This window comes from Streptomyces sp. NBC_01481, from assembly GCF_026339995.1.
Taxonomy (GTDB): Bacteria; Actinomycetota; Actinomycetes; order Streptomycetales; family Streptomycetaceae; genus Streptomyces.
In genome coordinates, this window is sequence record NZ_JAPEPT010000001.1 from 1,466,827 (window position 1) to 1,489,887 (window position 23,061).

The 23,061-nt window shown below is 70.2% G+C and carries 25 protein-coding genes and 1 riboswitch; of the genes, 14 read left to right on the forward strand and 11 right to left on the reverse strand.

From position 1 onward, the window contains the following. Positions 1–31 precede the first annotated feature (31 nt). Positions 32–787, forward strand: coding sequence for an endonuclease/exonuclease/phosphatase family protein (locus OOK40_RS06740; protein ID WP_266477314.1), 756 nt, complete (start codon positions 32–34; stop codon positions 785–787). Between the two features lie 13 nt (positions 788–800). Here OOK40_RS06740 and OOK40_RS06745 read toward each other — a convergent pair whose 3' ends face one another. Then, positions 801–1,403 (reverse strand): hypothetical protein, encoded by a 603-nt coding sequence (locus OOK40_RS06745; protein WP_266477316.1) that lies wholly within the window; start codon positions 1,401–1,403, stop codon positions 801–803. Next, positions 1,396–2,175, reverse strand: a complete 780-nt coding sequence (locus tag OOK40_RS06750; protein WP_266478963.1) for a carboxylesterase — start codon at positions 2,173–2,175, stop codon at positions 1,396–1,398. The genes OOK40_RS06745 and OOK40_RS06750 overlap by 8 nt, the downstream gene beginning before the upstream one ends. 219 nt (positions 2,176–2,394) lie before the next feature. Here OOK40_RS06750 and OOK40_RS06755 point away from each other — a divergent pair, with 219 nt between their 5' ends. From OOK40_RS06755 to OOK40_RS06770, 4 genes are all read left to right on the forward strand, one after another. Continuing rightward, positions 2,395–3,168, forward strand: coding sequence for a 1-acyl-sn-glycerol-3-phosphate acyltransferase (locus tag OOK40_RS06755; RefSeq protein WP_266478966.1), 774 nt, complete (start codon positions 2,395–2,397; stop codon positions 3,166–3,168). 28 nt (positions 3,169–3,196) lie between these two features. Next, the gene (locus OOK40_RS06760) at positions 3,197–4,408 is read left to right on the forward strand and encodes a MacS family sensor histidine kinase (RefSeq protein WP_266477317.1); all 1,212 of its coding nucleotides are present in this window, start codon (positions 3,197–3,199) and stop codon (positions 4,406–4,408) included. Next, positions 4,405–5,079 carry a response regulator transcription factor gene (locus OOK40_RS06765; RefSeq protein WP_266477318.1) on the forward strand — a complete coding sequence of 225 codons (675 nt, stop codon included), beginning with the start codon at positions 4,405–4,407 and terminating at the stop codon, positions 5,077–5,079. Before OOK40_RS06760 ends, OOK40_RS06765 begins: the two co-directional genes overlap by 4 nt. 153 nt (positions 5,080–5,232) lie before the next feature. Continuing rightward, positions 5,233–6,261, forward strand: coding sequence for a 6-phosphofructokinase (locus OOK40_RS06770; protein ID WP_266477320.1), 1,029 nt, complete (start codon positions 5,233–5,235; stop codon positions 6,259–6,261). 233 nt (positions 6,262–6,494) lie between these two features. Here OOK40_RS06770 and OOK40_RS06775 read toward each other — a convergent pair whose 3' ends face one another. Both OOK40_RS06775 and OOK40_RS35420 read right to left on the reverse strand, forming a co-directional pair. Beyond that, positions 6,495–8,372, reverse strand: coding sequence for an anthranilate synthase family protein (locus OOK40_RS06775; RefSeq protein WP_266477321.1), 1,878 nt, complete (start codon positions 8,370–8,372; stop codon positions 6,495–6,497). Positions 8,373–8,477: 105 nt separating this feature from the next. Beyond that, a complete protein-coding gene (locus tag OOK40_RS35420) occupies positions 8,478–8,534 on the reverse strand; it encodes a trp operon leader peptide (protein WP_071528813.1) in 57 nt (18 codons plus the stop codon). A gap of 109 nt (positions 8,535–8,643) precedes the next feature. On the opposite strand from OOK40_RS35420, the gene OOK40_RS06780 reads away from it, so the two are divergent. Continuing rightward, positions 8,644–9,996: a class II 3-deoxy-7-phosphoheptulonate synthase gene (locus OOK40_RS06780; protein ID WP_266477322.1), complete on the forward strand. Its 1,353-nt coding sequence runs from the start codon at positions 8,644–8,646 to the stop codon at positions 9,994–9,996. A 161-nt stretch (positions 9,997–10,157) separates the two neighbouring features. Continuing rightward, positions 10,158–10,424 (forward strand): bacterioferritin-associated ferredoxin, encoded by a 267-nt coding sequence (locus OOK40_RS06785; RefSeq protein ID WP_266477324.1) that lies wholly within the window; start codon positions 10,158–10,160, stop codon positions 10,422–10,424. Between the two features lie 31 nt (positions 10,425–10,455). Here the strand turns inward: OOK40_RS06785 and bfr are convergent, their stop codons facing one another. Further along, entirely contained in the window at positions 10,456–10,935 is a 480-nt protein-coding gene (bfr, locus tag OOK40_RS06790; RefSeq protein WP_142216594.1) for a bacterioferritin, read from the reverse strand. Positions 10,936–11,090: 155 nt separating this feature from the next. Between bfr and OOK40_RS06795 the strand changes: the two genes are divergently transcribed. Both OOK40_RS06795 and OOK40_RS06800 read left to right on the forward strand, forming a co-directional pair. Continuing rightward, positions 11,091–11,723, forward strand: coding sequence for a sulfite oxidase-like oxidoreductase (locus tag OOK40_RS06795; protein WP_266477327.1), 633 nt, complete (start codon positions 11,091–11,093; stop codon positions 11,721–11,723). A gap of 133 nt (positions 11,724–11,856) precedes the next feature. Continuing rightward, positions 11,857–12,432 carry an HD domain-containing protein gene (locus OOK40_RS06800; protein WP_266477328.1) on the forward strand — a complete coding sequence of 192 codons (576 nt, stop codon included), beginning with the start codon at positions 11,857–11,859 and terminating at the stop codon, positions 12,430–12,432. Positions 12,433–12,454: 22 nt separating this feature from the next. Here the strand turns inward: OOK40_RS06800 and OOK40_RS06805 are convergent, their stop codons facing one another. The 6 genes from OOK40_RS06805 to thiO form a co-directional block, all read right to left on the reverse strand. Beyond that, complete coding sequence (locus OOK40_RS06805; protein ID WP_266477329.1) at positions 12,455–12,952, reverse strand: DUF4396 domain-containing protein; 498 nt, start codon at positions 12,950–12,952, stop codon at positions 12,455–12,457. Positions 12,953–13,035: 83 nt separating this feature from the next. After that, the gene (locus OOK40_RS06810; RefSeq protein WP_266477331.1) at positions 13,036–13,884 is read right to left on the reverse strand and encodes a deoxyribonuclease IV; all 849 of its coding nucleotides are present in this window, start codon (positions 13,882–13,884) and stop codon (positions 13,036–13,038) included. A gap of 5 nt (positions 13,885–13,889) precedes the next feature. Further along, the gene (gene pknB / locus OOK40_RS06815) at positions 13,890–15,833 is read right to left on the reverse strand and encodes a Stk1 family PASTA domain-containing Ser/Thr kinase (protein ID WP_266477333.1); all 1,944 of its coding nucleotides are present in this window, start codon (positions 15,831–15,833) and stop codon (positions 13,890–13,892) included. Between the two features lie 454 nt (positions 15,834–16,287). Beyond that, positions 16,288–17,082 (reverse strand): thiazole synthase, encoded by a 795-nt coding sequence (locus OOK40_RS06820; RefSeq protein ID WP_266477335.1) that lies wholly within the window; start codon positions 17,080–17,082, stop codon positions 16,288–16,290. A 4-nt stretch (positions 17,083–17,086) separates the two neighbouring features. Next, the gene (gene thiS / locus OOK40_RS06825) at positions 17,087–17,287 is read right to left on the reverse strand and encodes a sulfur carrier protein ThiS (RefSeq protein WP_266477337.1); all 201 of its coding nucleotides are present in this window, start codon (positions 17,285–17,287) and stop codon (positions 17,087–17,089) included. Further along, entirely contained in the window at positions 17,284–18,456 is a 1,173-nt protein-coding gene (thiO, locus tag OOK40_RS06830) for a glycine oxidase ThiO (protein ID WP_266477339.1), read from the reverse strand. Before thiO ends, thiS begins: the two co-directional genes overlap by 4 nt. Then, positions 18,454–18,566, reverse strand: a riboswitch (TPP riboswitch). It overlaps the preceding gene by 3 nt. Before the next feature lie 191 nt (positions 18,567–18,757). Here thiO and OOK40_RS06835 point away from each other — a divergent pair. From OOK40_RS06835 to OOK40_RS06855, 5 genes are all read left to right on the forward strand, one after another. Further along, entirely contained in the window at positions 18,758–19,936 is a 1,179-nt protein-coding gene (locus OOK40_RS06835) for an NAD(P)/FAD-dependent oxidoreductase (RefSeq protein WP_266478969.1), read from the forward strand. Between the two features lie 52 nt (positions 19,937–19,988). Beyond that, positions 19,989–20,354 (forward strand): Rv2175c family DNA-binding protein, encoded by a 366-nt coding sequence (locus OOK40_RS06840; protein ID WP_266477341.1) that lies wholly within the window; start codon positions 19,989–19,991, stop codon positions 20,352–20,354. 130 nt (positions 20,355–20,484) lie between these two features. Then, on the forward strand, positions 20,485–21,135 hold the full coding sequence (gene thiE, locus OOK40_RS06845) for a thiamine phosphate synthase (protein WP_266477343.1): 651 nt from the start codon (positions 20,485–20,487) through the stop codon (positions 21,133–21,135). Between the two features lie 75 nt (positions 21,136–21,210). Continuing rightward, positions 21,211–22,128, forward strand: coding sequence for a methylenetetrahydrofolate reductase [NAD(P)H] (gene metF, locus OOK40_RS06850; RefSeq protein ID WP_266477345.1), 918 nt, complete (start codon positions 21,211–21,213; stop codon positions 22,126–22,128). A 51-nt stretch (positions 22,129–22,179) separates the two neighbouring features. After that, the gene (locus tag OOK40_RS06855; protein ID WP_266477347.1) at positions 22,180–23,034 is read left to right on the forward strand and encodes a hypothetical protein; all 855 of its coding nucleotides are present in this window, start codon (positions 22,180–22,182) and stop codon (positions 23,032–23,034) included. Positions 23,035–23,061: the final 27 nt, after the last annotated feature.

Consider the following 23,061-nt stretch of genomic DNA (forward strand, 5'->3'; position numbering starts at 1 on the left):
GAGCGGCGGGCGCTGTCGTATCTTGATCGCCATGGCGACTACGAGCCCGCTGCCCAACTCCCGCACCGAGCCGGACGGTTCGGCAGTGATCCGGGTGCTCAGCTACAACATCCGCTCCCTGCGTGACGACGAGGACGCGCTGGCCCGGGTGATCCGCGCCTGCAGGCCCGACCTGGTCTTCGTCCAGGAGGCCCCGCGCTTCTTCCGCTGGCGCAAACACGCCGCCCGGCTCGCCGCCAAGAGCGAGCTCGTGGTCCTGACGGGCGGGGCGACCGCCACCGGGCCGCTTCTGCTCTGCTCGCTGCGCGCCACGGTGGAGCGTACGCAGGACGTGCTGCTGCCGCTCACCCCCGGACTGCACCGGCGCGGCTTCGCCACCGCGGTCGTACGGATCGGGGGCGCCCGGATCGGGCTGCTCAGCTGTCATCTGAGCCTGCGGAGCGACGAGCGCTACGCACAGGCCGGGATGCTGCTGGACCGGCTCGACGCGATGGACGTGCCGTACGCGATCGCGGCGGGCGATATCAACGAGCGGCCCACAGGCCGCAGCTTCCGCAGGCTCGCGGAGTCGCTTCAGGACTGCTGGGCGGTCGCGCCCTGGGGCGGTCAGTACACCTCGACGCCGGACAACCCGCACCAGCGGATCGACGCGATCTTCGCCGCACAGGGCGTCGAGGTGCTGGGATGCGGTGTGCCGCTGGGCCTCCCGGGGATCACCGAGGCCGACCTGCGCGCGGCGACGGACCACCTTCCGGTGCTGGCCGCGCTGCGGGTCCCGGGCGCCTGAAAGGCCTGAGCGGCTACACCACCGCGCCGCGGCCCGGGTCGTCGTCGTCCTCGTCGTCGCCGTGCGACATCCGGGCCACCAGAGTGGCGAAGCCGCCCAGGAAACCGCCGACGCACAGCGTGGTCAGCCACCACGTCATGTCCCACTGCAGCAGCACCGCGATCAGCATCAGCACGGGGCCGCCGACGACCGCGAGCCAGGCGAACCTGGCCGTGACATCGGCCTCCGGCAGCGGCGGCGGCTCCGGCGGTACGAAGTGGCCCTCGTCGCCGTCGTCGAGGTCCTCGTCCTGGGGCTCGGCCACCTGGTAGTCGCGCGGGCCGCCGACGCCCGGCGCGAAGGTGATGGAGCTCCCCAGCGCCGGCCGGTCCGCGTCCCCGTCTCCGGCGTCGTCCTCGTCGGGCTCCGGCTCCGGCTCGGCCGGGCGCTCCTTCGGGGCGCGCTTCGGGGTCTCGTTCAGATCGCCCTCCAGCAGGGCGAGGTCGTCCACCGACTTGAACGGCTTGGCACCCGGCGGGTCGGCCGGCTCCTCGCCGTACCCCGCGACGATGGCCGCCCAGGCGGCCTCCTCGTCGATCGGCTGCGGCTCGCGGTCCGCGTCGTGCTGCTCAGCCACCGGTGGTGCTCCCCTTCTTCCCGACACTCGGAGCGAGGCGGCCGATGAACGCGTAACTCTCGTCGAAAATCCGCTCCGCATCGTGGTCCAACGTCGCCACGTGGTAGCTCTGTTCCAGCAGGATCTCGGTGACGTCGGTCGAGGAGACCCGGCTGAGGATGCGGGCCGAGTCGACCGGGGGGACCACATGGTCCTGCGGGCTGTGCAGCAGCAGCATCGGCTGTGTGACCTGCGGCAGCTCGCCGTCGACCAGCCGGAAGAAGTTCCGCAGGGAGTGCGCGGCGTGCAGCGGTACCCGGTCGTATCCGACCTCCACCGAGCCCTCCTTGGCGATGTCGCTCGTCAGTCCCTTGGTCGTGGGCACCAGGTGCCGCATGACCGGCAGGGCGTGTGCCGACAGGCCGTGGACCTTGTTCGCCGGGTTGACCACGACGATGCCGCTGACCGAGTCGCCGTGCTTCGCGGCCAGACGCAGTGTCAGCGCGCCGCCCATGGAGAGCCCGAAGACGAAGACCTGGCTGCACCGCTCCAGCAGCACCCGCAGCTCGCGGTCCACCTCGGCGTACCAGTCCTGCCAGCCGGTGACCTGCATGTCCTGCCAGCGCGTGCCGTGCCCGGGCAGCAGCGGCAGGGACACGGTCAGTCCGCGCTCCGCCAGATACTCGGCCCAGGGGCGCAGCGACTGCGGTGAACCGGTGAATCCGTGACAGAGGAGGACGCCGACCTCGCCGCCCTCATGACGGAAGGGCTCAGCTCCAGGAAGGACCGGCACCGGGGTCTCCTTTCGGGGTTCGGGGCCCGCGGCATGGCCGCTGATGTGGCAGGCCCCGGTCAGGCACAGCGTCAGTGTCGTGAAGGTGTACTTCACCGTACGCGACCGGACTGACACCGACCAGGTCCGAAGGCCCCCCAGCACAGGGATCCCTGGCCCGCCTCGGGTTAAGGTCTGTTCGACAGCACACAGGAGGCACCAGAGTTGATCTACGGCGCAATGAAGTTCTCCATCGGAGGCTCGCTGAAGCTTGCCTTCAGGCCCTGGGTGGAGGGACTGGAGAACATTCCCGCCGACGGACCGGCGATCCTCGCAAGCAATCATCTGTCCTTCTCGGACTCCTTCTTCCTCCCCGCGGTGCTCGACCGCAAGGTCACCTTCATCGCCAAGGCGGAGTACTTCACCTCGCCGGGGGTGAAGGGCAGGCTCACCGCCGCCTTCTTCAAGGGCGTCGGCCAGCTCCCGGTGGACCGCTCGGGGGCCCGAGGCGCGGGCGAGGCGGCGATCAAGGCCGGTATCGAGGTCATCGAGGGCGGCGGGCTGTTCGGCATCTACCCGGAGGGCACCCGCTCCCCGGACGGCCGTCTCTACCGCGGCAAGCCCGGCGGCCTCGCGCGCGTGGCGCTCGCGACGGGCGCTCCGGTCATCCCGGTCGCGATGATCGACACCGAGAAGATCCAGCCGCCCGGCAAGGTGGTCCCCAAGCTGATGCGCCCGGGGATCCGGATCGGCAAGCCGCTCGACTTCAGCCGCTACCAGGGCATGGAGCACGACCGCTTCATCCTGCGCTCGGTGACCGACGAGGTCATGTACGAGATCATGAAGCTCTCGGGCCAGGAGTACGTCGACATCTACGCGACCGCCGCGAAGCGTCAGATCGCGGAGGCGGAGAAGGCCGAAAAGGCCGCCGCGAAGGCAGCGGAGAAGGCAGAGAGGGCAGCCGAGGCGGAGAAGCCGGACACGGAAGAGACGACGGGCAGGCCGGCCGCGTAGCCGCGCAGTCCGTCCTGGGGTGGGGGAAATGGCCAAGCGCGAGCGTGTCGTGCGGATGTCGGTCGAGCTGCCGCTGTGGCGTGCGCTCGCCGGATACCGCGTACTGACCATGATCTACGCGGTTCTGCTGTTCGCCTTCATCCCGGACAAGTTCGAGCGCCCCTGGGTGGCGATCGCCTTCCTCGCGGTGATGAGCGTATGGACGCTGGTCACGCTGCCCAAGGTGGCCAACGCGACCCGCTGCACCAAGCGGTTCCTGATCGCCGATCTCACCATCGCGCTCACCGGCATACTGCTCACCCCGCTCGCCGACTTCCAGGCGCAGCACGTCGACGGGCCCACCCTGCCGACGATTTGGACCGCGGGTTCCGTCCTCGCCTTCGCCCTCAAGGGCGGCTGGCGCTGGGCGGGCTTTGCCTCGTCCTTCGTCGCCGTGGCCAACATCATCGAGCGCGGCGAGCCCAGCCGGGACACGTTCCACAACGTCCTGCTGGTCTGGGTCGCCTCCATCGCCATCGGCTACGTCGTCGAGGTCGCCCGCGCCTCCGAGCGCACCCTCGCCCGCGCCCTGGAGATCGAGGCGGCGACCCGCGAGCGGGAGCGCCTGGCCCGCGACATCCACGACAGCGTGCTCCAGGTGCTGGCGATGGTGCAGCGACGCGGTACGGCTCTGGGCGGCGAGGCCGCGGAGCTCGGACGGATGGCGGGGGAGCAGGAGGTTGCGCTGCGCACCCTGGTCTCCAGCGGTCTGGTTCCCACGATGCGCGCGTCACAGGACGCCTCGCAGGGCGCGGTGGTCCGCACGGTCGATGTGGACGACGAACCGTCCGGCGGGCCCGAACTCCAGGATCTGCGGTCGCTGCTGGCCCACCACGCCGGGTCGAAGGTGACGCTCTCCGAGCCGGGCGCTCCGGTCCTGCTTCCGGCCGCCGCGGCCGCGGAGCTGGCCGCCGCTGTCAGTGCCGCCCTGGACAATGTCACCAGACATGCGGGTCAGGACGCCCAGGCCTGGATCCTGGTCGAGGACTGGCCGGACGAGGTGATCGTGACGGTACGGGACGACGGCCCGGGCATCCCGGAGGGCAGGCTGGCGCAGGCGGAGGGCGAGGGCAGGCTCGGAGTCGCCCTGTCGATCCGCGGGCGGCTGCGGGAGTTGGGCGGTTCGGCGGAGCTGATCTCCGTCCCGGGCCAGGGCACAGAAGTCGAGTTGAAGGTTCCACGGGGGAAGGCAGAGAAATGACGGAGCAGCAGACGATCAGGGTGATGGTCGTCGACGACCACCCGATGTGGCGGGACGCCGTCGCCCGGGATCTGGGTGCGGCCGGGTTCGACGTGGTCGCGACCGCCGGTGACGGCCCGCAGGCCGTGCGCCGCGCCCGCGCCGTCACACCCGACGTACTCGTCCTCGACCTCAACCTCCCCGGGATGCCCGGCGTCCAGGTGTGCAAGGAGCTCGTCGGCTCCCACCCAGGCCTGCGGGTCCTGGTGCTCTCTGCGAGTGGTGAGCACGCGGACGTGCTGGAGGCGGTGAAGTCCGGGGCCACGGGCTATCTGCTCAAGTCGGCGAGTACGGAGGAGCTGACGGACGCCGTGCGGCGCACCGCCGTCGGCGATCCGGTCTTCACGCCGGGCCTCGCAGGCCTGGTGCTCGGTGAGTACCGCCGACTGGCCTCCGAGCCCGCGCCGTCGTCCGGCGGGGACGAGCCGAAGGCCCCGCAGCTGACCGAGCGCGAGACCGAGGTGCTGCGGCTCGTCGCCAAGGGGCTCTCGTACAAGCAGATCGCCGAGCGTCTGGTCATCTCCCACCGCACCGTCCAGAACCACGTCCAGAACACCCTCGGCAAGCTCCAGTTGCACAACCGCGTGGAGCTCGTGCGGTACGCGATCGAGCGCGGCCTGGACGACGCGTGACCTTCCCGCCCTTCGGTCGCTACTCGTACGGGTGAAAGACGGGCGTCAACCGCCGCATGACGAAGAGGAATTGACCCTTCGCCCCATCCCTTAGTGACCTGGATCACCATTAGCGTGGCGGTCCTACGGCTCACCAGGCGAAGGGAAGTTTCCATGCGCGTCGGAGTACTGACCGGGGGCGGCGACTGCCCCGGGCTCAATGCGGTCATCCGTGGCGTCGTCCGCAAGGGCGTGCAGGAGTACGGATACGAGTTCGTCGGCTATCGCGACGGCTGGCGCGGCCCCCTCGAAGGCGACACGGTTGCGCTCGACATCCCGGCCGTACGCGGCATTCTGCCCCGCGGCGGCACCATCCTCGGCTCTTCGCGCACCAACCCCCTCAATGCGGAGAACGGCATCCGCCGCATCAAGGACAACCTCGCCAAGAACGAGGTCGACGCCCTGATCGCGATCGGCGGCGAGGACACCCTCGGTGTGGCCGCGCGGCTCTACGACGAGTACGGCATCAAGTGCGTCGGTGTGCCGAAGACCATCGACAACGACCTGTCCGCCACGGACTACACCTTCGGCTTCAACACGGCGGTCGGCATCGCGACCGAGGCGATCGACCGGCTCCACACCACCGCCGAATCCCATATGCGTGTCCTCGTGGTGGAGGTGATGGGGCGGCACGCGGGCTGGATCGCCCTGCACTCCGGTCTCGCCGGCGGCGCCAATGTCATCCTCATTCCCGAGCAGCGCTTCGACGTCGACCAGGTCTGCGCCTGGGTGACCTCGCGTTTCAAGGCCAGCTACGCACCGATCGTGGTGGTCGCCGAGGGCGCCATGCCCAAGGACGGCGAGGCGGTGCTCAAGGACGGCTCGCTCGACTCCTTCGGTCATGTCCGGCTCTCCGGAGTCGGTGAGTGGCTGGCCAAGGAGATCGAGCGGCGAACGGGCAAGGAGGCCCGCACCACGGTCCTCGGCCATGTCCAGCGCGGCGGCACCCCGAGCGCGTTCGACCGCTGGCTGGCGACGCGCTTCGGGCTGCACGCGATTGACGCGGTGCGGGACGGGGACTTCGGGAAGATGGTGGCGCTGCAGGGCACGGACATTGTGCGGGTGCCGATTGCCGAGGCCACGGCGAAGCTGAAGACGGTGGACCCGAGGCTGTACGAGGAGGTCGGGGTCTTCTTCGGCTGAGGCTGGGGCTCCGCCCCAGACCCCGCGCCTCAATCGCAGGCGGGGCTGGGTGTGCGGCTCGGCCGCACACTTCAGCCCGTCCGGCGTTTGAGGACACTCCCCCTACGCCCTGTGGGCGTGGGGGGACCCCCAGAAGCGCGTACGGGGGTCCAGGGGGCGAAGCCCCTTGGTTACGGGATGGGGGTACCTCCCACGGCCGCCAGGCCGTAGGGGGAGGGCGGGGTGGGGAAAAATCAGGCCCGCCCCGCCGCCCCCGTCATCGACGCGACCAGCCCCCGCACCACCTCCGGCCCCCGCAGCGTCAGCACCGACTCCGGGTGGAACTGGATCCCCGCAAAGCCCGCGCCCCGCACCGCGTGCACCTCCGCCGACACCGCATCGCGCGCGACCTCGACCCCCCGGGCCCCCAGTTCCACCGCCGCCGCGTCATCGCACCGCGCCGTAAAGCTGTTGTAGAACCCCACCGTCTCCTCGCGCCCGAAGAAGTCGATACGCTCCTGCGTCCCCTGGTACGGCGTGTCCTTCCGTACGATCTCCAGGCCCAGCTCCGCGGCCATCAGCTCATGGCCGAGGCAGACACCGAGCAGCCCGTGGCGGTGATCGCGCATCAGCTCCGCGGCGAGCGCGCGCAGGAAGCGCATCTTCGGGTCGGCGGCGTCGCCCGGATCGCCCGGGCCGGGTCCCAGTACCACCGGCCCCGGGTGCGCGAGCACCCTCTCGCGCAGGCCCGGCTCGTCGTACCGTCGTACGGTCACCTCCAGGCCGGTGGAGCGCAGCAGATGCGCCAGCATCGCGGTGAAGGTGTCCTCGCCGTCGACGACCAGGGCGTGGCCCGACAGCTGCGCGGACCGCTCCTGCATTCGCAGCCAGAAGGGCGCGAGGTCGGCGCGGCGGGCGTCGAGCGCGGCCCGCACCCTGGGGTCGTCGGCGAGCCCCGGCCGCCCGGCGTCCTCGCGTGGCCGCCCCGGGCGAACCCCCAGCGCGGCCAGCACCCCCGCCGCCTTGGCGTGCGTCTCGGCGACCTCGCCCTCCGGGTCGGAGTGCCGTACCAGCGTGGCCCCGACCGGCACTCGCAAGGCCCCGTCGGCGTCGATGTCGGCGGTACGGATCAGGATCGGGGAGTCGAGGGTCTGCGCCCCGCCCGCGTCCCTGCCGATCAGCGCGAGAGCACCCGCGTAGTAGCCGCGCCCGCCCACCTCGTGGCGCTCGATGACGCGGCAGGCGTTCTGCACGGGCGAGCCGGTGACCGTCGCCGCGAACATGGTCTCCCGCAGCACGTCCCGTACATCGAGGGAACTCTTGCCCCTCAACTCGTACTCCGTGTGCGCGAGATGAGCCATCTCCTTGAGCCGGGGCCCGACGACGACGCCGCCCATGTCGCCGACGGTGCACATCATCTTCAGCTCCTCGTCGACGACCATGGAGAGCTCGTCGCGCTCCTTGCGGTCCTCCAGGAAGCGGAGCAGTGCCTCGGCGGTGGGGCCCACGGGCGGATAGCGGAAGGTGCCGCTGATGGGGTTCATCACGACGGTGCCTCCACTCATCCGGACATGGACCTCGGGGCTGGCCCCGACGAGGGTGCGCTCGCCGGTGTGCACGACGAAGGTCCAGTACGCACCGCGCTCGCCGTCGAGCAGCCGCCGGAACAGGGCAAGCGCGTCGGCCCGGCCGAAGCCGGGGATGCGGCCGGTGTAGGTGCGGCGGATGACGAAGTTCGCGCCCTCGCCCCGGCCGATCTCGTCCTCGATGACGCGCCGGACGATGCCCGCGTACTCCTCGTCGCCGACGTCGAAGGCCCCGTCCGCGACCCGTACGTCATGGGCGGGAAGCTGCGACAGGGCGTCGGCGAGGGGGAGTTCGTACGATTCGTCGGCCACGAGCACGGACAGCGGCGTCCCGTCGTCGCGTACGTCGAAGCCGCGCTCCCTGATCTGGCGGAACGGGACCAGGGCGAGCGAGGGACGGTCGGTGGCGGGGATGTCGGCAATCCGCTCCGCCTCGTGCACCGCGCCGATCAGGACCTCGACGGTGTCGTGGTCGCGGCCGGGAGTGCGCCTGCGCAGCAGGGCGAAGGGAGGGCAGTCGTCGTCGAGCAGTCGGCTGATGGGCATCCGGGGTGTTCCTTCCGGGTGGGAGGAACGGCCGCTGTCCCCGGACCGGGAAACACTGAAGGCCGCCCCTCGGGCGGCCTTCGCGATCCTGTTGCGCGCGATCAGTCAGTGGGCCGCCGGATGTGCGGTCCACCACCAGTTCTGAGTCGAATGCGCGAACATGCGCCGAACCCTACCCGATGCCGTTTCCCCGACTGTGCGGCCTGACGCATTCGTCTCATCTACTGAGCAGCGGAATGGACGGCCGACACGACCCCGTACTGTGGTCAGGGTGACCGTGAACGCTAAGACCACCGCTGTCGGTGGCAACACCTGGCGAGACCTGCCCGCGGCGCAGCAGCCCGAGTACCCCGATGCCGAGGCTCTGCGCGATGTCGTCGCGGACCTCGAGTCGTATCCGCCGCTCGTCTTCGCGGGCGAGTGCGACCAGCTGCGCGCCCGGATGGGAGCCGTCGCCAAGGGCGAGGCGTTCCTGCTCCAGGGCGGCGACTGCGCCGAGGCCTTCGACGCCGTGTCCGCCGACCACATCCGCAACAAGCTCAAGACCCTGCTGCAGATGGGCGCGGTGCTCACCTATGCCGCGTCCGTGCCCGTGGTCAAGGTCGGCCGTATCGCCGGCCAGTACTCCAAGCCGCGCTCCAAGCCGACCGAGACCCGCGACGGCGTGACGCTGCCCACCTACCGGGGCGACTCCGTCAACGGCTTCGACTTCACCGAGGCCGCCCGGATCCCGGACCCCGAGCGCCTCAAGCGGATGTACAACGCCTCCGCCGCGACGCTCAATCTGGTGCGCGCCTTCACCACCGGCGGCTACGCCGACCTGCGCCAGGTGCACGCCTGGAACCAGGACTTCGTGAAGTCGTCCCCCTCCGGGCAGCGCTACGAGCAGCTCGCGCGGGAGATCGACAACGCGCTGAACTTCATGAAGGCATGCGGCACCGACCCGGCGGAGTTCCGCACGGTCGAGTTCTACTCCTCTCACGAGGCGCTGCTGCTCGACTACGAAGGCGCGCTGACCCGCACCGACTCGCGGACCGGCCAGCTGTACAACACCTCCGGCCACATGGTCTGGATCGGTGAGCGCACCCGACAGCTCGACGGCGCGCACATCGAGTTCGCCTCGCGGATCCGCAACCCGATCGGTGTGAAGCTCGGCCCGACGACCACGGTCGACGAGGCGCTGCAGTACATCGAGAAGCTCGACCCCGACCGCGAGCCGGGTCGGCTGACCTTCGTCGTCCGTATGGGCGCCGACAAGGTCCGCGACAAGCTCCCCGAGCTGGTCGAGAAGGTCACGGCCTCCGGTGCCACGGTGGCCTGGGTGACCGACCCGATGCACGGCAACACCTTCGAGGCGGCATCCGGTCACAAGACCCGCCGCTTCGACGACGTGCTCGACGAGGTCAAGGGCTTCTTCGAGGTCCACAAGGCCCTCGGCACGCACCCGGGCGGCATCCATGTCGAGCTCACCGGTGACGATGTCACCGAGTGCGTGGGCGGCGGCGACGAGATCTTCGTCGACGATCTGCACCAGCGCTACGAGACGGCCTGTGACCCGCGACTGAACCGCAGCCAGTCCCTGGACCTGGCCTTCCTGGTCGCGGAGATGTACCGGGACCAGTAGGCGGACCCGTAGTGACGGATCAACGACGGTGGGGCGCGGATCGATGTGATCCGCGCCCCATCGGCATATCCGGGGCTTTTACGGACCCGCCCCGCCGGGTAAGGTTAGGTTAGCCTCACCGATCATCGGGAAAGGCGCCACCCATCGATCCCGCCCGGGAGGTGAACCGCGTGTACGTCTGCTCGTGCTTCGGCATCACCGAGAAGCAGGTGAAGGAACACGCGGATGCCGGTGCCTGCACTCCCCGCCAGATCGCGTCGGTCTCCAAGGCCGGTACCGACTGCGGATCGTGCGTGCGCCGTATTCAGGGGCTCCTGGGTCGTGGTGCCTGCCCCCGCCGGGAACTGCTCGAGCAGGGCGACGGCGCGACCGTACTGGCCGCCGACACCCAGTCGGCCGCTCAGCCCGAGCTCAGCGAAGCCGCGTAATTGCGGCTCGGCTGACTCCTGACTGCCCGGCCTAGCTCTCCGGCTGCTCGATCAGCTGCGCGATGTACAGCGCCTCACCGAGCTTCTCCACCAGCTCCAGCTGTGTGTCGAGATAGTCGATGTGGTGCTCCTCGTCCTCCAGGATCGACTCGAAGATGTTCGCGGACGTGATGTCGCCCTTGGCCCGCATCACCTCGATGCCGCGCTTGAGGCGGTCGATCGCCTCCACCTCGACCTGCCGGTCGGCCTGGAACATCTCGGTCACCGTCTGACCGACGCGCACATGGAAGAGCCGCTGGTAGTTCGGCAGGCCGTCGAGGAAGAGGATGCGGTCGGTCAGTACCTCCGCGTGCTTCATCTCGTCGAAGGACTCGGCCCGGGTGTACTTCGCGAGCTTCGTCCAGCCGAAGTTCTCCTGCATCTTCGCGTGCAGGAAATACTGGTTGATCGCGGTCAGCTCGGCAGTCAGCTGCTCATTGAGGAACTCGATGACCTCGGGGTCGCCCTGCATCGCAGAGGCTCCTTCCGCGCGTGTGACTGGGGCAGGTGCGCGCATCCTCGCACCGAGGCACGGGGCAGTCCAGTAAGTGCATGCTTAGTAGGAGTTGCCCGAATCGGCTCAGACCTGGTCATGACCACCCCTCCAGGTCTGTCACCATTGAAGGCATGGGTCAGCCGGAGAGCCGGGAATACCGCGCGTCAGAGGAGTCCGAGCTTCCGCCGGGGCAGCGACTGCAGCGTGGCTGGCCGGTCACTCACTATGGGCCCGTACCCAAATTCAAGCCGGACCGCTGGGAGTTCAGGGTCTTCGGCGCCACGGCGGACGGCGACAAACGCTGCTGGACGCATGAGGAGTTCTCGGCGCTGCCCTTCTCCACGGTCGTCGCTGATCTGCACTGCGTGACGAAGTTCAGCATGCTGGGGTCCGAATGGGGTGGTGTGCCCGCCCGTACGATCGTGGAGCTCGCCCCGCCGGCAGCGAACGCCACCCATGTCATGGTCTGGGCCGAGTACGGATTCAGCGCCAATATGCGGCTCTCCGACTTCGTCGCGGACCGCACGATCTTCGCGACGCACAAGGACGGTGAGCTGCTCACCGCGGAGCACGGCTTTCCGCTGCGTCTAGTGGTGCCGCATCTGTACGCCTGGAAGGGGCCCAAATGGGTCCGGGGCGTGGAGTACATGACGGCCGACCGCCGTGGCTTCTGGGAGGAGCGCGGCTATCACAATCTCGGCGACCCGTGGCGCGAGCAGCGCTACTCCTACCAGGAAGAGCCCGGGGACGGCCCCGAACTCTAGGGCGCGTCGTTTGGATCAGGCCCTGGAGCGTGGCACCGCGTGGATGCCCGGCGTTCACACCGTGGACAGCCGTGTGCGGCAGATTCTGGTCCCGGTGAGAAGCAGTCGCATGTGTCATGACGAGGAAGTGACGATGAACCGGGACCGATCGCTGTCCGTGGACGGGCTGATAGTCATGCTGGCCGACTGCGAGGACGTCTGGGACACCCCGGACCGTTCGGGCGACCCGGTGGACATCCTCGACCACGGTCTGCAGGTCGCCGCCGTCTTGGCGGATCGTCACCCACACGACGAGGAACTGCAGGTCGCAGGCCTTGTGCACGACATCGGACACTACCTGGTGCCCGGTGACGAGGCGGAGCACGGCGAGCACGCCGCCGAAGCGGTCCGTGGCCTGCTGGGATCGAGAGTCGCTCGGCTGGTCGCGCTCCACATCCCCGCCAAGCGGTATCTGGCGGCTGCCGATCAGGAGCACGCGGCCGGACTGTCCCCGGAGAGCGCGCGCACGCTCACGCTCCAGGGCGGGCCGATGACGCCCGGGGAGCAGGCCGCGTTTGAGGCGGATCCCGACTTTGCCGCGGGCCTCGCGCTGCGCCGCGCCGACGACGCGGGGAAGGTCGTGGGCTTGCGGGTGGCGGGCCTGGAGCACTGGCGGCCCCGGGTGGAGCGAGTGGCCGCCGCTCACGCCGGGCCGTCCGCATCGTCCTGAGGGGGCGTCGCGGCTGTGCGCTTCAGCGGTGGTACTGGTGCACCACCGCGTGGCCCTTACCGCGGCCGATCATCCACTTGTTGACGGGTGTGGCAACCACGAAGGCGACGGCCAGCGAGATGGCGAGCGCGCCCCAGAAGAGCAGGTCCGCGAGATGCGCGTCCATGGCGTTCGGCCAGAGGGCGATCACGCCATTGTCGATCAGCTCCATCACGGCGATGGAGAGGGTGTCGGCGGCGAGGGCGACCCGGAAGGCGGTCCTGAAGCCGACTCCGGCCCTGAGGACGCCACGCAGGGTGAATGAGTAGCCGAAGACGAAGGCCAGGGCGATCGCGAGGACCATCGTCGGCACGTTTCCCCAGCCCAGCGCGGTGCCGATGACCATGCCGAGCACCTCGCCGATGGCACAGCCGGTGAGACAGTGCAGCGTCGCCTGGGCGGCCGTCGACCAGCTGACCGTGCCGTGACCCTCGTGCGTGGGCGCGTGGTGAGCGTGCTCGCTGTGGGTGTCGTGCTGCATGAGAAGCCCCCAACGTCAGGTAGCGGTTCCTGTCGACAGCAGAAACCGTATACCCCCCCGGGGTATTCCTCAATCAAGCTCGCTCAGCGGAGTTTCTTCAGCCGCGCCACATCCGCCGCGTGCCCCTCCTTGCCGCCGGGAGTCTCGATGATCAGCGGTACGCCCTCGGTCGCCGGATGCCGCATCAGCTCCCGGAACGGCTCCTCGCCTATATGACCTGCGCCGATGTTCTCGTGACGGTCCTTGTGGGCGCCCGCCACATCCTTGGAGTCATTGGCGTGAATCAGCTTGAGCCGCCCCTCGCCGACCGTCCCCACCAGCAGATCCAGCGTCTTCGCCATCCCGTCCGGGCCCGCCAGATCGTGTCCCGCCGCGAAGATGTGGCAGGTGTCCAGACAGACGCCCAGCCTGGGATGCTCGTCGAGCGCCTCGAAGTACGGGCCGAAGTCCCAGGTGCGCGAGCAGAGCGAGAAGCCCTGGCCCGCCGTCGACTCGAGCAGCAGGAACGGGTCGTCGTCGTGGGTCAGTTCGTCGAGCAGCGGCAGCATGCGCTCCCGTACTTGCGCGAGCGCCACCTCACGGGCCCGGCCGCCGGTCGCCGAGCCGGTGTGCACGACCACACCCTTCGCGCCGATCTCGCGCCCCCGGCGCAGCGAGTGCCGCAGCGACTCCACGGACTTGTCCGCGGTCGCTTCGGTGTGCGAGCCGAAGTTGATCAGATACGGGGCATGGACGTATGCCGAGATCCCCTCGGCGGCGCACTCGGCGCGGAACCGCTCGTCCTGCGCCGGATTTCCGGCCGGCGTCGCCCAGCCGCGCGGATTGGCGACGAAGACCTGGACGGTCTCCGCCGCCAGCTCACGGGCGTACGCGAGACCGGTTGTGGCGAGGCCGCCGGCCACGGGGACATGGCCGCCGACGGGGTTGCGCATGAGAACTACAGTCCCTTGGTCTTGATGGTGATCGTGCTGCCCTCGGGTGCCTGCTGGTCCGCCGCGACGGACTGGCTCTCGACCGTGTCGCCGAGGAAGGGGAAGCTCTTGTCGACCTTGACCTCGAAGCCCGCCGACTCCAGCTTGCTCGTGGCCTCGTCGACCTTCAGACCGACGACATCGGGGACGTCGAGCATGCGGGGGCCCTTGGAGACCGTCAGCGTGACGGTGTCGCCGCGGGCCAGCTGGGTGCCCTCGGCCGCGGACTGCTCGGCGACGGAGCCCGCCTCCTCCGGGGAGTTGATCTGCTCGGAGGCGATCTTGACCTTGAAGCCCGCACCCGTCAGCTGACTCGTGGCGTCGTCCACCGACTCACCGGTCACATCCGGGACGTCGATCGGCGCACCCCTGCTGACGACGACGGCGACGGCGGAATCGGGGCTGCGGCGGGTCCCGGAAGCCGGGTCCGTGCTGATCACCGCCCCCTGCTCGATCTCCTCGCTGAACTCCTTGGTGACCACTCCCGGTGCGAGACCGGCCTTCTCCAGCTCGCTTTCGGCCTGGGCGAGTGGCTTGCCCCTGACGTCGGGGACCCGGACGATCTCGGGGCCGCGCGAGACGAAGACGGTCACCGAGTCGTTGCCGCGGATGCGCTCATTCGTCCCGGGGTCGGTCTTGATGACTGTGCCGCGCTGGACCGTTTCGCTGAAGTCGTACCGGACCTTCTTCACATCGAGTCCGGCGCTCTTCAGCTCCTGCCTGGCGTCCTTCTCCGTCTTGCCGATCAGGGCCGGGACCCGGGTGAACTGCCCGGAATTGATGTACCAGACGCCCGCGCCCACGCCGAGCGCGAGCAGCACCGCGACCAGGGCGGCGAGCAGGCCGCGCCGGGGGACGGCGCGGCGCCCCGTCGGCCGGGACGGCTCCGGCGGTTCCGGAGGCGGCATCGTCAGCCGGGCGGTGTGGTTGACCCCGGGCTCCTCGCGGGGGAGCACGCGGGGGATCACGCTGGTGGCGTCCTCCGAGGCGGGCGCGAGCCCTGCGGCAGAGGCCTGGGCCTCATCGGCCGCCAGTGCCTGCGGCGGCACCAGGTCCAGCTGCTCGTCGCTGAGCGGGGCCCGGGCCGCGCGCGCCTGTGCCAGCAGCGCGACCGCGTCGTAAGGGCGCACCTCCGGATTGCGGGCGGTGGCGCTCGCAACGAGCTCGTCGAGCTCGACGGCGAGCCCCGGCACCAGCGCGGAGGGCGCCGGCATGTCCTCGTTCATATGCTGGAACAGGACCTGGGCGGGGGTGTCTCCGGAGTGCGGCTTGGAGCCGGTCAGCATCTCGTAGAGGACGACCCCGCAGGCGTACACGTCGGCCCGGGTGTCGGACGTGCCGTACTCGATCTGTTCTGGAGCGAGATACGAGACCGTGCCCAGGACCGTGCCGGTGGTGTTGGTGACCGAGCCGACCGCGCGCACGAGACCGAAGTCGGCGACCTTGACCCGGCCGTCGTCCCCTATCAGCACGTTCTCCGGCTTCATGTCCCGGTGGACGAACCCGGCCCGGTGCGCCGCGCCGAGCGCCGCCAGCACGGGCTCCAGGATGTCGAGCGCCGCCCGCGGCTGGAGCGCCCCGCGCTCGCGCAGTACGTCGCGGAGTGTGCAGCCCGCGACGTACTCCATGGCCAGGTAGACGTACGCACCCTCGGCGCCCTGGTCGAAGACCGCGACCACATTGGGGTGGGCGAGGCGCGCCACGGACTTGGCCTCGCGGATGAAGCGCTCCACGAAGGAGGCGTCAGTGGCGAGGGCGGGGTGCATCACCTTGAGCGCGAGCACCCGGTCGAGCCGGGTGTCGACGGCCCGGTAGACCGTGGCCATACCGCCGACTGCGATGCGCGCGTCGACGCGGTAGCGGCCGTCGAGCACCTGCCCGACGAGGGGGTCCTTGAGGGTCGTATCCACGCGGGAGATTCTACGAGTCATGGCTGACGGGGCGGATGCGGTGGGGTGGGACCGGAGCGGTACTGCAGCCGAGCTGTGACGCGGGGCCCTGTCCGGGGGTCGCCCCCGGGCCCCGTGCGCCTGCGGCGGGCTTTCCCCCACCCCGCCCCTTCCCGCTGTGACATTTTGCGGCTCCGCCGCGTGGGGGGCTCCGCCCCAGACACCTTGCGGGGGCTCCGCCCCCGAACCCCCGCGCCTCAAACTCCCTCAGACTTCGTCCGGGGGGACCCCCACGGGGCTGAACGTGCGGCTGGGCCGCATATTCAGCCCGTCCGGCGTATGAGGACATGCGGCCGAAGGTCGCATACGGGGTCCGGGGCGGAGCCCCGGTCCGCGCCGCGAAGCGGGCGCAGGGGTCTGGGGGCTTGCCCCCAGTTCGGGAAGGGGCGGGTAGGGGAAAACCCCCGCGCAGCGGTCAGAACGCCGGGCGTTCCGGGTCCAGGACCGCCCGGCCCTCGACCGGCGACGACGCCTCCGCGAAGTGCCGCCGCGGAATCCGCCCCGCCCGCCGCGCCAGCCGCCCCGCCTCCACCGCGTGCCGCATCGCCTCCGCCATCAGCACCGGCTCCTGCGCCCGGGTGACCGCCGATGCCAGCATCACCGCCGCGCAGCCCAGCTCCATCGCGAGCGCGGCGTCGGACGCCGTACCGGCCCCGGCGTCCAGAATCACCGGCACGCGCGCGTGCTCGACGATCAGCTGGAAGTTGTGCGGGTTGCGGATGCCCAGGCCGGAGCCGATCGGCGAGCCCAGCGGCATGATCGCCGCACAGCCCACGTCCTGAAGCTTCCGGGCGAGCACCGGGTCGTCGTTGGTGTACGGCAGCACGGTGAAGCCGTCGTCGACCAGGGTCTCGGCGGCCTCCAGCAGCTCGATCGGATCCGGAAGCAGTGTGCGCTCGTCCGCGACGACCTCCAGCTTGATCCAGTCCGTTCCTAGCGCCTCACGCGCGAGACGCGCGGTCAGGACGGCCTCGCCCGCGGTGAAGCAGCCCGCCGTATTGGGCAGGACGCGGATGTTCAGCTTCTCCAGGACGGACAGGACGGAGCCCTGGACGGTCGGGTCGAGGCGGCGCATCGCGACGGTGGTGAGTTCTGTGCCGCTCGCGGCGAGGGAGCGTTCGAGTGTGTCGAGGCTGGGCGCCCCGCCCGTCCCCATGATCAGCCGGGAGTTGAACGCGGTGTCGCCGATGGTCAGACGGTCGTCGGCCATGCGCTCAGCCTCCCTGCACGGCGGTGAGAACCTCGACGCGATCGCCGTCGCCGAGCAGCGTGCCCGACCACTGGCTGCGTGGGACGACCGCCTCGTTGACGGCTGCGGCGACCCCGGACGGCGCGGACGTGAGGGCGCCGACCAGGGTGTCCAGGGTGGTTCCGGCGGCGAGCTCGCGGGCCTCGCCGTTGACGGAGACGTTCATGCGGGCTGCTCCAGACGCACGGGAGAGAAACGCAGCGGCGTGAAGGCGCGCGCCTCGTCCGGCAGCACGCCGGTGACCAGCAGCTCGGCCAGCACATCGCCGGTGACGGGGGTCAGGAGCACCCCGTTGCGGTAGTGGCCGGTGGCCAGATGGAGACCGGGCAGGGCGCTCGGGCCGAGCAGCGGCGCATTGTCGGGAGAGGCGGGCCGCAGCCCCGCGCGGGTCTCGGTGAGCGGCAGCTCGGTGATGCCGGGCACCAGTTCGTGCGCGTCGCGCAGCAGCTCGTAGACCCCGCCGGCGGTGACCGTCCTGTCCCAGCCGAGCTCCTCGCTCGTCGCGCCGATCACCAGCTCGCCGTTCTCGCGCGGCACCAGATAGACATCGCTTCCGCGCACGACGGCCCGCACGGTCCGGGACAGGAAGGGGGCGTACGCGGTCGGCACGGTCAGCCGTAGGACCTGGCCCTTCACCGGCCGTACGGGGGGAAGCACCTCTGCCGGTACACCGCCCAGCCTGCCGCTGAGGCTGCCGCCCGCCAGGACGACCTGGTCCGCGGTGAGCTCCTCGCCGTCCGTCAGTACGGCTCCGGCCGCCCGGTCACGTACCACCGAAAGCCGTTCGGCCCAGCCCCGGTGGAAGATCACCCCGGCGCGCTCGCAGGCCGTCACGAGCGCCCCTGCCAGCCGTCGCGGATCGACCTGATGGTCGCCGTCCACCCGCAGGCCCCCGCGTACGCCGGGCGCGAGCATCGGTTCGAGGCGACGGCATTCGCGCCCGCTCAGCCATTCCGACTCCAGGCCGGACCGGTGCTGCAGGGCATGCAGTTCACGCAGATGCGCCCGGTCGTCGGCGTCGAGTGCGACGGCGAGCGTGCCGCATGCGCGGTAGCCGACCGACTGCCCGCTCGCCTCCTCCAGCTCGGCGACGAAGGCCGGATAGCGGCGCCCCGATTCCAGATTGAGGCCGAGCAGTGTCTGCTCGCCGTAGTGCAGTTCGGTGACGGCGGCGAGCATGCCCGCGGCCACCTGTGCGGCCCCGCCGCCCGGCTCGGGATCGGCGAGCGCGACCCGCAGTCCGCGCTGTGCGGTTCGCCAGGCTGTGACCAGGCCGATGATTCCGCCCCCGATGACGAGGACGTCTGACGTGTGCGTTTCGGAAATACGCGACATGGGCGTCCAGCCCCTCCCTTCGCCGGCATGACCCGGATCAGGTTCGTACGGTCGGAGGCCGCCCAGCCTCCCTCTCAGCCCGGTGCGTCCGGGCTCCCGCGAGTGCCTTACGGTGGCCACCCTAACCCCAGCCCTCAACTCGCAGTAAGGGAGCAGGCGCTGTGGCGGTCGCCGGCGGGCGGCGGCACGGGCGTCGCCGAACACGCTTCCTGACGGATCGTCAGATGCGTAAGGTTGCAGGGTGAGCGAGCAGCAGCAGACAGCACAGGAATCGCGGCGCGTGGTCGTCGTCGGCGCGGGAATGGCCGGGGTCCAAACCGCCGTGGCCCTGCGCGAGCAGGGCTTCACCGGACCCGTCACCCTGATCGGCGCCGAGCCCCATCAGCCGTACGACAGGCCGCCCCTCTCCAAGGCGATCCTCCTCGGCAAGGCCGAGGGTTCGGCCTTCGAGGTCGACTTCGAGGCGCTCGGCATCGAGCTGCGGCTGGGCTGCGAGGTGCAGGGCGTGCGCCCGGGCGATCATGAACTGGACACCGAGGCAGGAGCCGTCCCGTACGACGTCCTGGTCATCGCCAGCGGCGCCGAGCCGATCACGCTGCCGGGCGCCGAGGGCGTTGCCGGGGTTCATCTGCTGCGCACCCTCGACGATGCCGCACGGCTGCGCCCGGTCCTGGCCGAGCAGAACGACATGGTGGTCGTCGGCGCGGGCTGGATCGGCGCGGAATTCGCCACGGCCGCCCGCGAGGCCGGCTGCACGGTCACGGTCGTCGAGGCGGCCGACCGGCCCCTCGCGGGCGCCCTGCCGGCAGAGGTCGCCGCCCCGATGACCGACTGGTACGCGCAGTACGGCGTCGAACTCATCACCCACGCGCGCGTGGCCGGTATCGAGCCCGGAACGGTGATCCTCGCCGACGGACGTGAGCTCGCGGCCGGAGCCGTGGTCGTCGGCATCGGCGCACGCCCCGCCACCGGCTGGCTCGCGGGCTCCGGCATCGTCCTCGGCCCGGACGGCGCAATCACCGCGGACGAGCATCTGCGCACCTCGCTGCCCGATGTGTACGCGGTCGGCGACTGCGCCTCCTTCCCGTCCGGCCGTTACGGCGAACGGCTGCTCGTGCACCACTGGGACAACGCCCTCCAGGGGCCGCGCACGGTGGCCGCCAACGTCATCGCGAGCGCTCGCCGGGAGCCGGAGCAGATCTACGACCCGGTGCCGTACTTCTGGTCCGAGCAGTTCGGCCGTTTCGTGCAGTACGCGGGCCACCACGCCACCGCCGACACGATGGTGTGGCGCGGCGATCCGGCGGGCGCCGCCTGGACGGTGCTCTGGCTGCGCGAGGGCGCCCTGGTCGCACTCCTCGCCGTCGGCAGGGCCCGCGATCTGGCGCAGGGACGCAAGCTCATCCTGGCCGGCGCACGGCTGGATGCGGACCTCGCGACCGACCCGTCCGTCCCTCTGAAGACGGCGGCACAGACGTAGTCCGGGCAGGGCCCGGGTACCGACTGTCAGTCCGGGATGGCACGCTTGTCCTGTGACCGAGATTGACGCAAAGATCGATGCTCTCGTCCCCGCCTGGCTCCACCTTCCCGACATCGCGGAAATGCTCGATGTCGAGGTGACACGCGTACGGCAGTTGGTCAAGGAAGGCCAGCTGATCGCCGTGCGCCGTGGTGAGAACCGGGCGCTTCAGGTGCCTGCCGCCTTCATCGACGGCAACAAGGTGGTCAAGGGTCTCGCCGGGACCCTGACCCTCCTGAGGGACGACGGCTTCACCGACGAAGAGATGCTGGAGTGGCTCTTCACTCCCGACCCGAGCCTGCCGGGCACGCCCGCGCAGGCGCTCAGCGAGAATCGCGGCACGGAGGTGAAGCGCCGGGCCCAGGCGCTCGCCGTCTGACCTGGTTTCCGGAGTCCTGAGCGTCCGGTTCTCGGCGCCCCGGACGCCGGAAGGACAACACCACGCGGTGTGCGGGCAGAGGCCGAGTGGCCCTCGCCCGCACATCGCCGACCCAACGGGGGGAACACCCATGTCCACGGCTCGTGAGCTGCTGTCCGACGCCCGGCTCTATCTGTGCACGGACGCCCGGAAGAAGCAGGGCGACCTCGCCGGCTTTCTCGACGCCGTGCTCTCCTCCGGGGTCGACATCGTGCAGCTGCGTGACAAGGGCATGGAGGCGGCCGAGGAGCTCGAACACCTCCAGGTCTTCGCCGACGCCTGCCGCAGGCACGGCAAGCTGCTCGCCGTGAACGACCGCGCGGACGTCGCCCACGCCATCGGCTCCGACGTGCTGCATCTCGGACAGGGCGACATCCCCGTCCCCGCCGCCCGCGCGATCCTAGGCGAGGACGTCCTGATGGGCCGCTCCACACACGCCGAGTCCGAGGTGGACGCAGCCGCGGTCGAGCCCGGCGTGGACTACTTCTGCACCGGACCCTGCTGGCCCACCCCCACCAAGCCCGGGCGGTACGCACCCGGGCTCGGCCTCGTGCGCTACGCGGCGGGGCTGGGGACCGACCGGCCCTGGTTCGCGATCGGCGGTATCGACGCGGGCAATCTGGACGAGGTGCTCGAAGCGGGCGCCCGCAGGATCGTCGTCGTACGTGCGATCACCGAGGCCGACGATCCGGCAGCCGCCGCCGCGGATCTCACCAAGCGGATACGGACCTACGGCCAGTAGGCTTTTTGGTGAATTTCGCTGTCCGATGGGTGGACTCGGGTTGGGTGACCCTCAGGCCCTGGATAACCTGCGAGTATGGCCCTTGGCACAGCTTCGACCAGGACGGATCACGCACGTACTGTGCGCGACCTGCTTGCGACCGGTAAGACGTCCTACTCTTTCGAGTTCTGGGCGCCCAAGACCGAGAAGGGCGAGCGGAACCTCTGGAACGCGCTGCGCAGGGTGGAGGCAGTCGCCCCGAACTTCGTATCCGTGACCTACGGCGCCGGCGGATCCACGCGCGCGGGCACCGTCAAGGCCACCGAGCAGATCGCCGCCGACACCACGCTGACCCCGGTCGCGCACCTCACGGCGGTCAACCACTCCATCGCCGAGCTGCGCAACATGATCGGCCAGTACGCCGACGCGGGGATCCGCAACATCCTCGCCGTCCGGGGCGACCCGCCCGGTGACCCCATGGGCGAGTGGGTCAAGCACCCCGAGGGCGTCAAGTACGCCGCCGAGCTCGTCCGGCTGATCAAGGAGTCCGGCGACTTCTGCGTCGGCGTCGCGGCCTTCCCCGAGATGCATCCGCGCTCGCAGGACTGGGACGCCGACATCCGCCACTTCGTCGACAAGTGCCGCGCCGGGGCCGACTACGCGATCACGCAGATGTTCTTCCAGCCCGAGGACTATCTGCGGCTGCGTGACCGGGTCGAGGCCGCGGGCTGCCGCACGCCGATCATTCCGGAGATCATGCCGGTCACCAGCGTGAGGCAGCTGGAGCGGTTTGCGCAGCTCAGCAATGCCACGTTCCCGGCGGACCTGAAAGAGAGGATCCTCACCGTCAAGGAGGATCCGGCCGCTGTACGCTCCATTGGGATCGAGTACGCAACGGAGTTCTGTGCACGGCTGCTCTCCGAGGAAGTCCCCGGACTGCACTTCATTACGCTCAACAACTCCACGGCGACGCTCGAAATCTACGAGAATCTCGGACTGCACGGGCAGTCGTGATCGGTCGTACCCGACCCGACCCGGGGCGGCGGCCGTAGGAGAGGGGCGGGCATGGGCTGGACGGTCCTCTATATCGCGTTCGGCGTCGTCGCGCTGTGGCTGCTCGGTGAGGTGCTGCTGCAGTACAAGGCGCGGCTGCGCTGGCGGCTGCTCGCCTTCGTCGGATTCCTCGGTGTGGTCTTCGGCGTACTGCTGCCCTCCGTCGTGGTGATCGCGGTGGGCGCCATAGCCTTCGCGCTCGGCCAGACATATGTCACCCTCTCCTTCCGTCGCGGCTTCTCCACCGGCTGGGCGCTCGGCGGCAGCCCGGGCGAGAGCCGCCGCCGCAAGTCCGGTCCCCGATCGGACGCCCCGCCGCGCGAGCCCACGCTGGAGGTCTCCGACCTCGCGTACGAGGCCGCGGACCCCGATCCAGAGCCGGTCTACGAGCCGCAGCCGCTCCCGGAGGACACCGGGCAGTACGGCGTGTACAGCGAAGCGGCCTACGCGGCGCAGCAACAACAGCAGCAGCAGGAACAGCCGGACCAGAGCTACGCCCAGTACGGCGGCATGTACGACAACTACTACTCCGGCTACGACCAGCAGCAGCAGCCGGCGGGCCAGGAGGCCTACGCCGGGCAGTACGACTACGGGACGGGGCAGCAGCAGTACGCCGCGTACTCCGACCCGTATGCCGGCGGCCAGCAGTACAACGCGTACGAGAGCTACGACAGCTACGGCGGCCAGCAGCAGTACGCCGACCCCTACGCGCAGCCTCAGCACGGCGAGACGCCGCCCGGTGGGGTGTGGGTCCCGCAGCAGCGCGACGGCGAGCAGGTGCCGCCGATGCCGCAGGAGCAGCCCTCGCCGTACGGCTACGGCTATGACACCGGGACCGGCTACAACGAGCAGCAGTACCGCTACTGACGCCCCGTCAGCCCGAGTGAAAGTCCG

Bases quoted from the DNA above. Each gene is read 5' to 3' on its own strand.
- OOK40_RS06820 (WP_266477335.1), bottom strand. From the start codon at position 17,082: ATGGCCGACGACCGTCTGACCATCGGCGACACCGCGTTCAACTCCCGG.
- OOK40_RS06755 (WP_266478966.1), top strand. From the start codon at position 2,395: ATGAAGTTCTCCATCGGAGGCTCGCTGAAGCTTGCCTTCAGGCCCTGG.
- OOK40_RS06760 (WP_266477317.1), top strand. From the start codon at position 3,197: ATGGCCAAGCGCGAGCGTGTCGTGCGGATGTCGGTCGAGCTGCCGCTG.
- OOK40_RS06770 (WP_266477320.1), top strand. From the start codon at position 5,233: ATGCGCGTCGGAGTACTGACCGGGGGCGGCGACTGCCCCGGGCTCAAT.
- OOK40_RS06740 (WP_266477314.1), top strand. From the start codon at position 32: ATGGCGACTACGAGCCCGCTGCCCAACTCCCGCACCGAGCCGGACGGT.
- OOK40_RS06835 (WP_266478969.1), top strand. From the start codon at position 18,758: ATGGCCGGGGTCCAAACCGCCGTGGCCCTGCGCGAGCAGGGCTTCACC.
- OOK40_RS06805 (WP_266477329.1), bottom strand. From the start codon at position 12,952: ATGCAGCACGACACCCACAGCGAGCACGCTCACCACGCGCCCACGCAC.
- thiS (WP_266477337.1), bottom strand. From the start codon at position 17,287: ATGAACGTCTCCGTCAACGGCGAGGCCCGCGAGCTCGCCGCCGGAACC.
- thiE (WP_266477343.1), top strand. From the start codon at position 20,485: ATGTCCACGGCTCGTGAGCTGCTGTCCGACGCCCGGCTCTATCTGTGC.
- metF (WP_266477345.1), top strand. From the start codon at position 21,211: ATGGCCCTTGGCACAGCTTCGACCAGGACGGATCACGCACGTACTGTG.
- OOK40_RS06775 (WP_266477321.1), bottom strand. From the start codon at position 8,372: ATGCCCATCAGCCGACTGCTCGACGACGACTGCCCTCCCTTCGCCCTG.
- OOK40_RS06855 (WP_266477347.1), top strand. From the start codon at position 22,180: ATGGGCTGGACGGTCCTCTATATCGCGTTCGGCGTCGTCGCGCTGTGG.
- bfr (WP_142216594.1), bottom strand. From the start codon at position 10,935: ATGCAGGGCGACCCCGAGGTCATCGAGTTCCTCAATGAGCAGCTGACT.
- OOK40_RS06800 (WP_266477328.1), top strand. From the start codon at position 11,857: ATGAACCGGGACCGATCGCTGTCCGTGGACGGGCTGATAGTCATGCTG.
- thiO (WP_266477339.1), bottom strand. From the start codon at position 18,456: ATGTCGCGTATTTCCGAAACGCACACGTCAGACGTCCTCGTCATCGGG.
- OOK40_RS06795 (WP_266477327.1), top strand. From the start codon at position 11,091: ATGGGTCAGCCGGAGAGCCGGGAATACCGCGCGTCAGAGGAGTCCGAG.
- OOK40_RS06765 (WP_266477318.1), top strand. From the start codon at position 4,405: ATGACGGAGCAGCAGACGATCAGGGTGATGGTCGTCGACGACCACCCG.
- OOK40_RS06810 (WP_266477331.1), bottom strand. From the start codon at position 13,884: ATGCGCAACCCCGTCGGCGGCCATGTCCCCGTGGCCGGCGGCCTCGCC.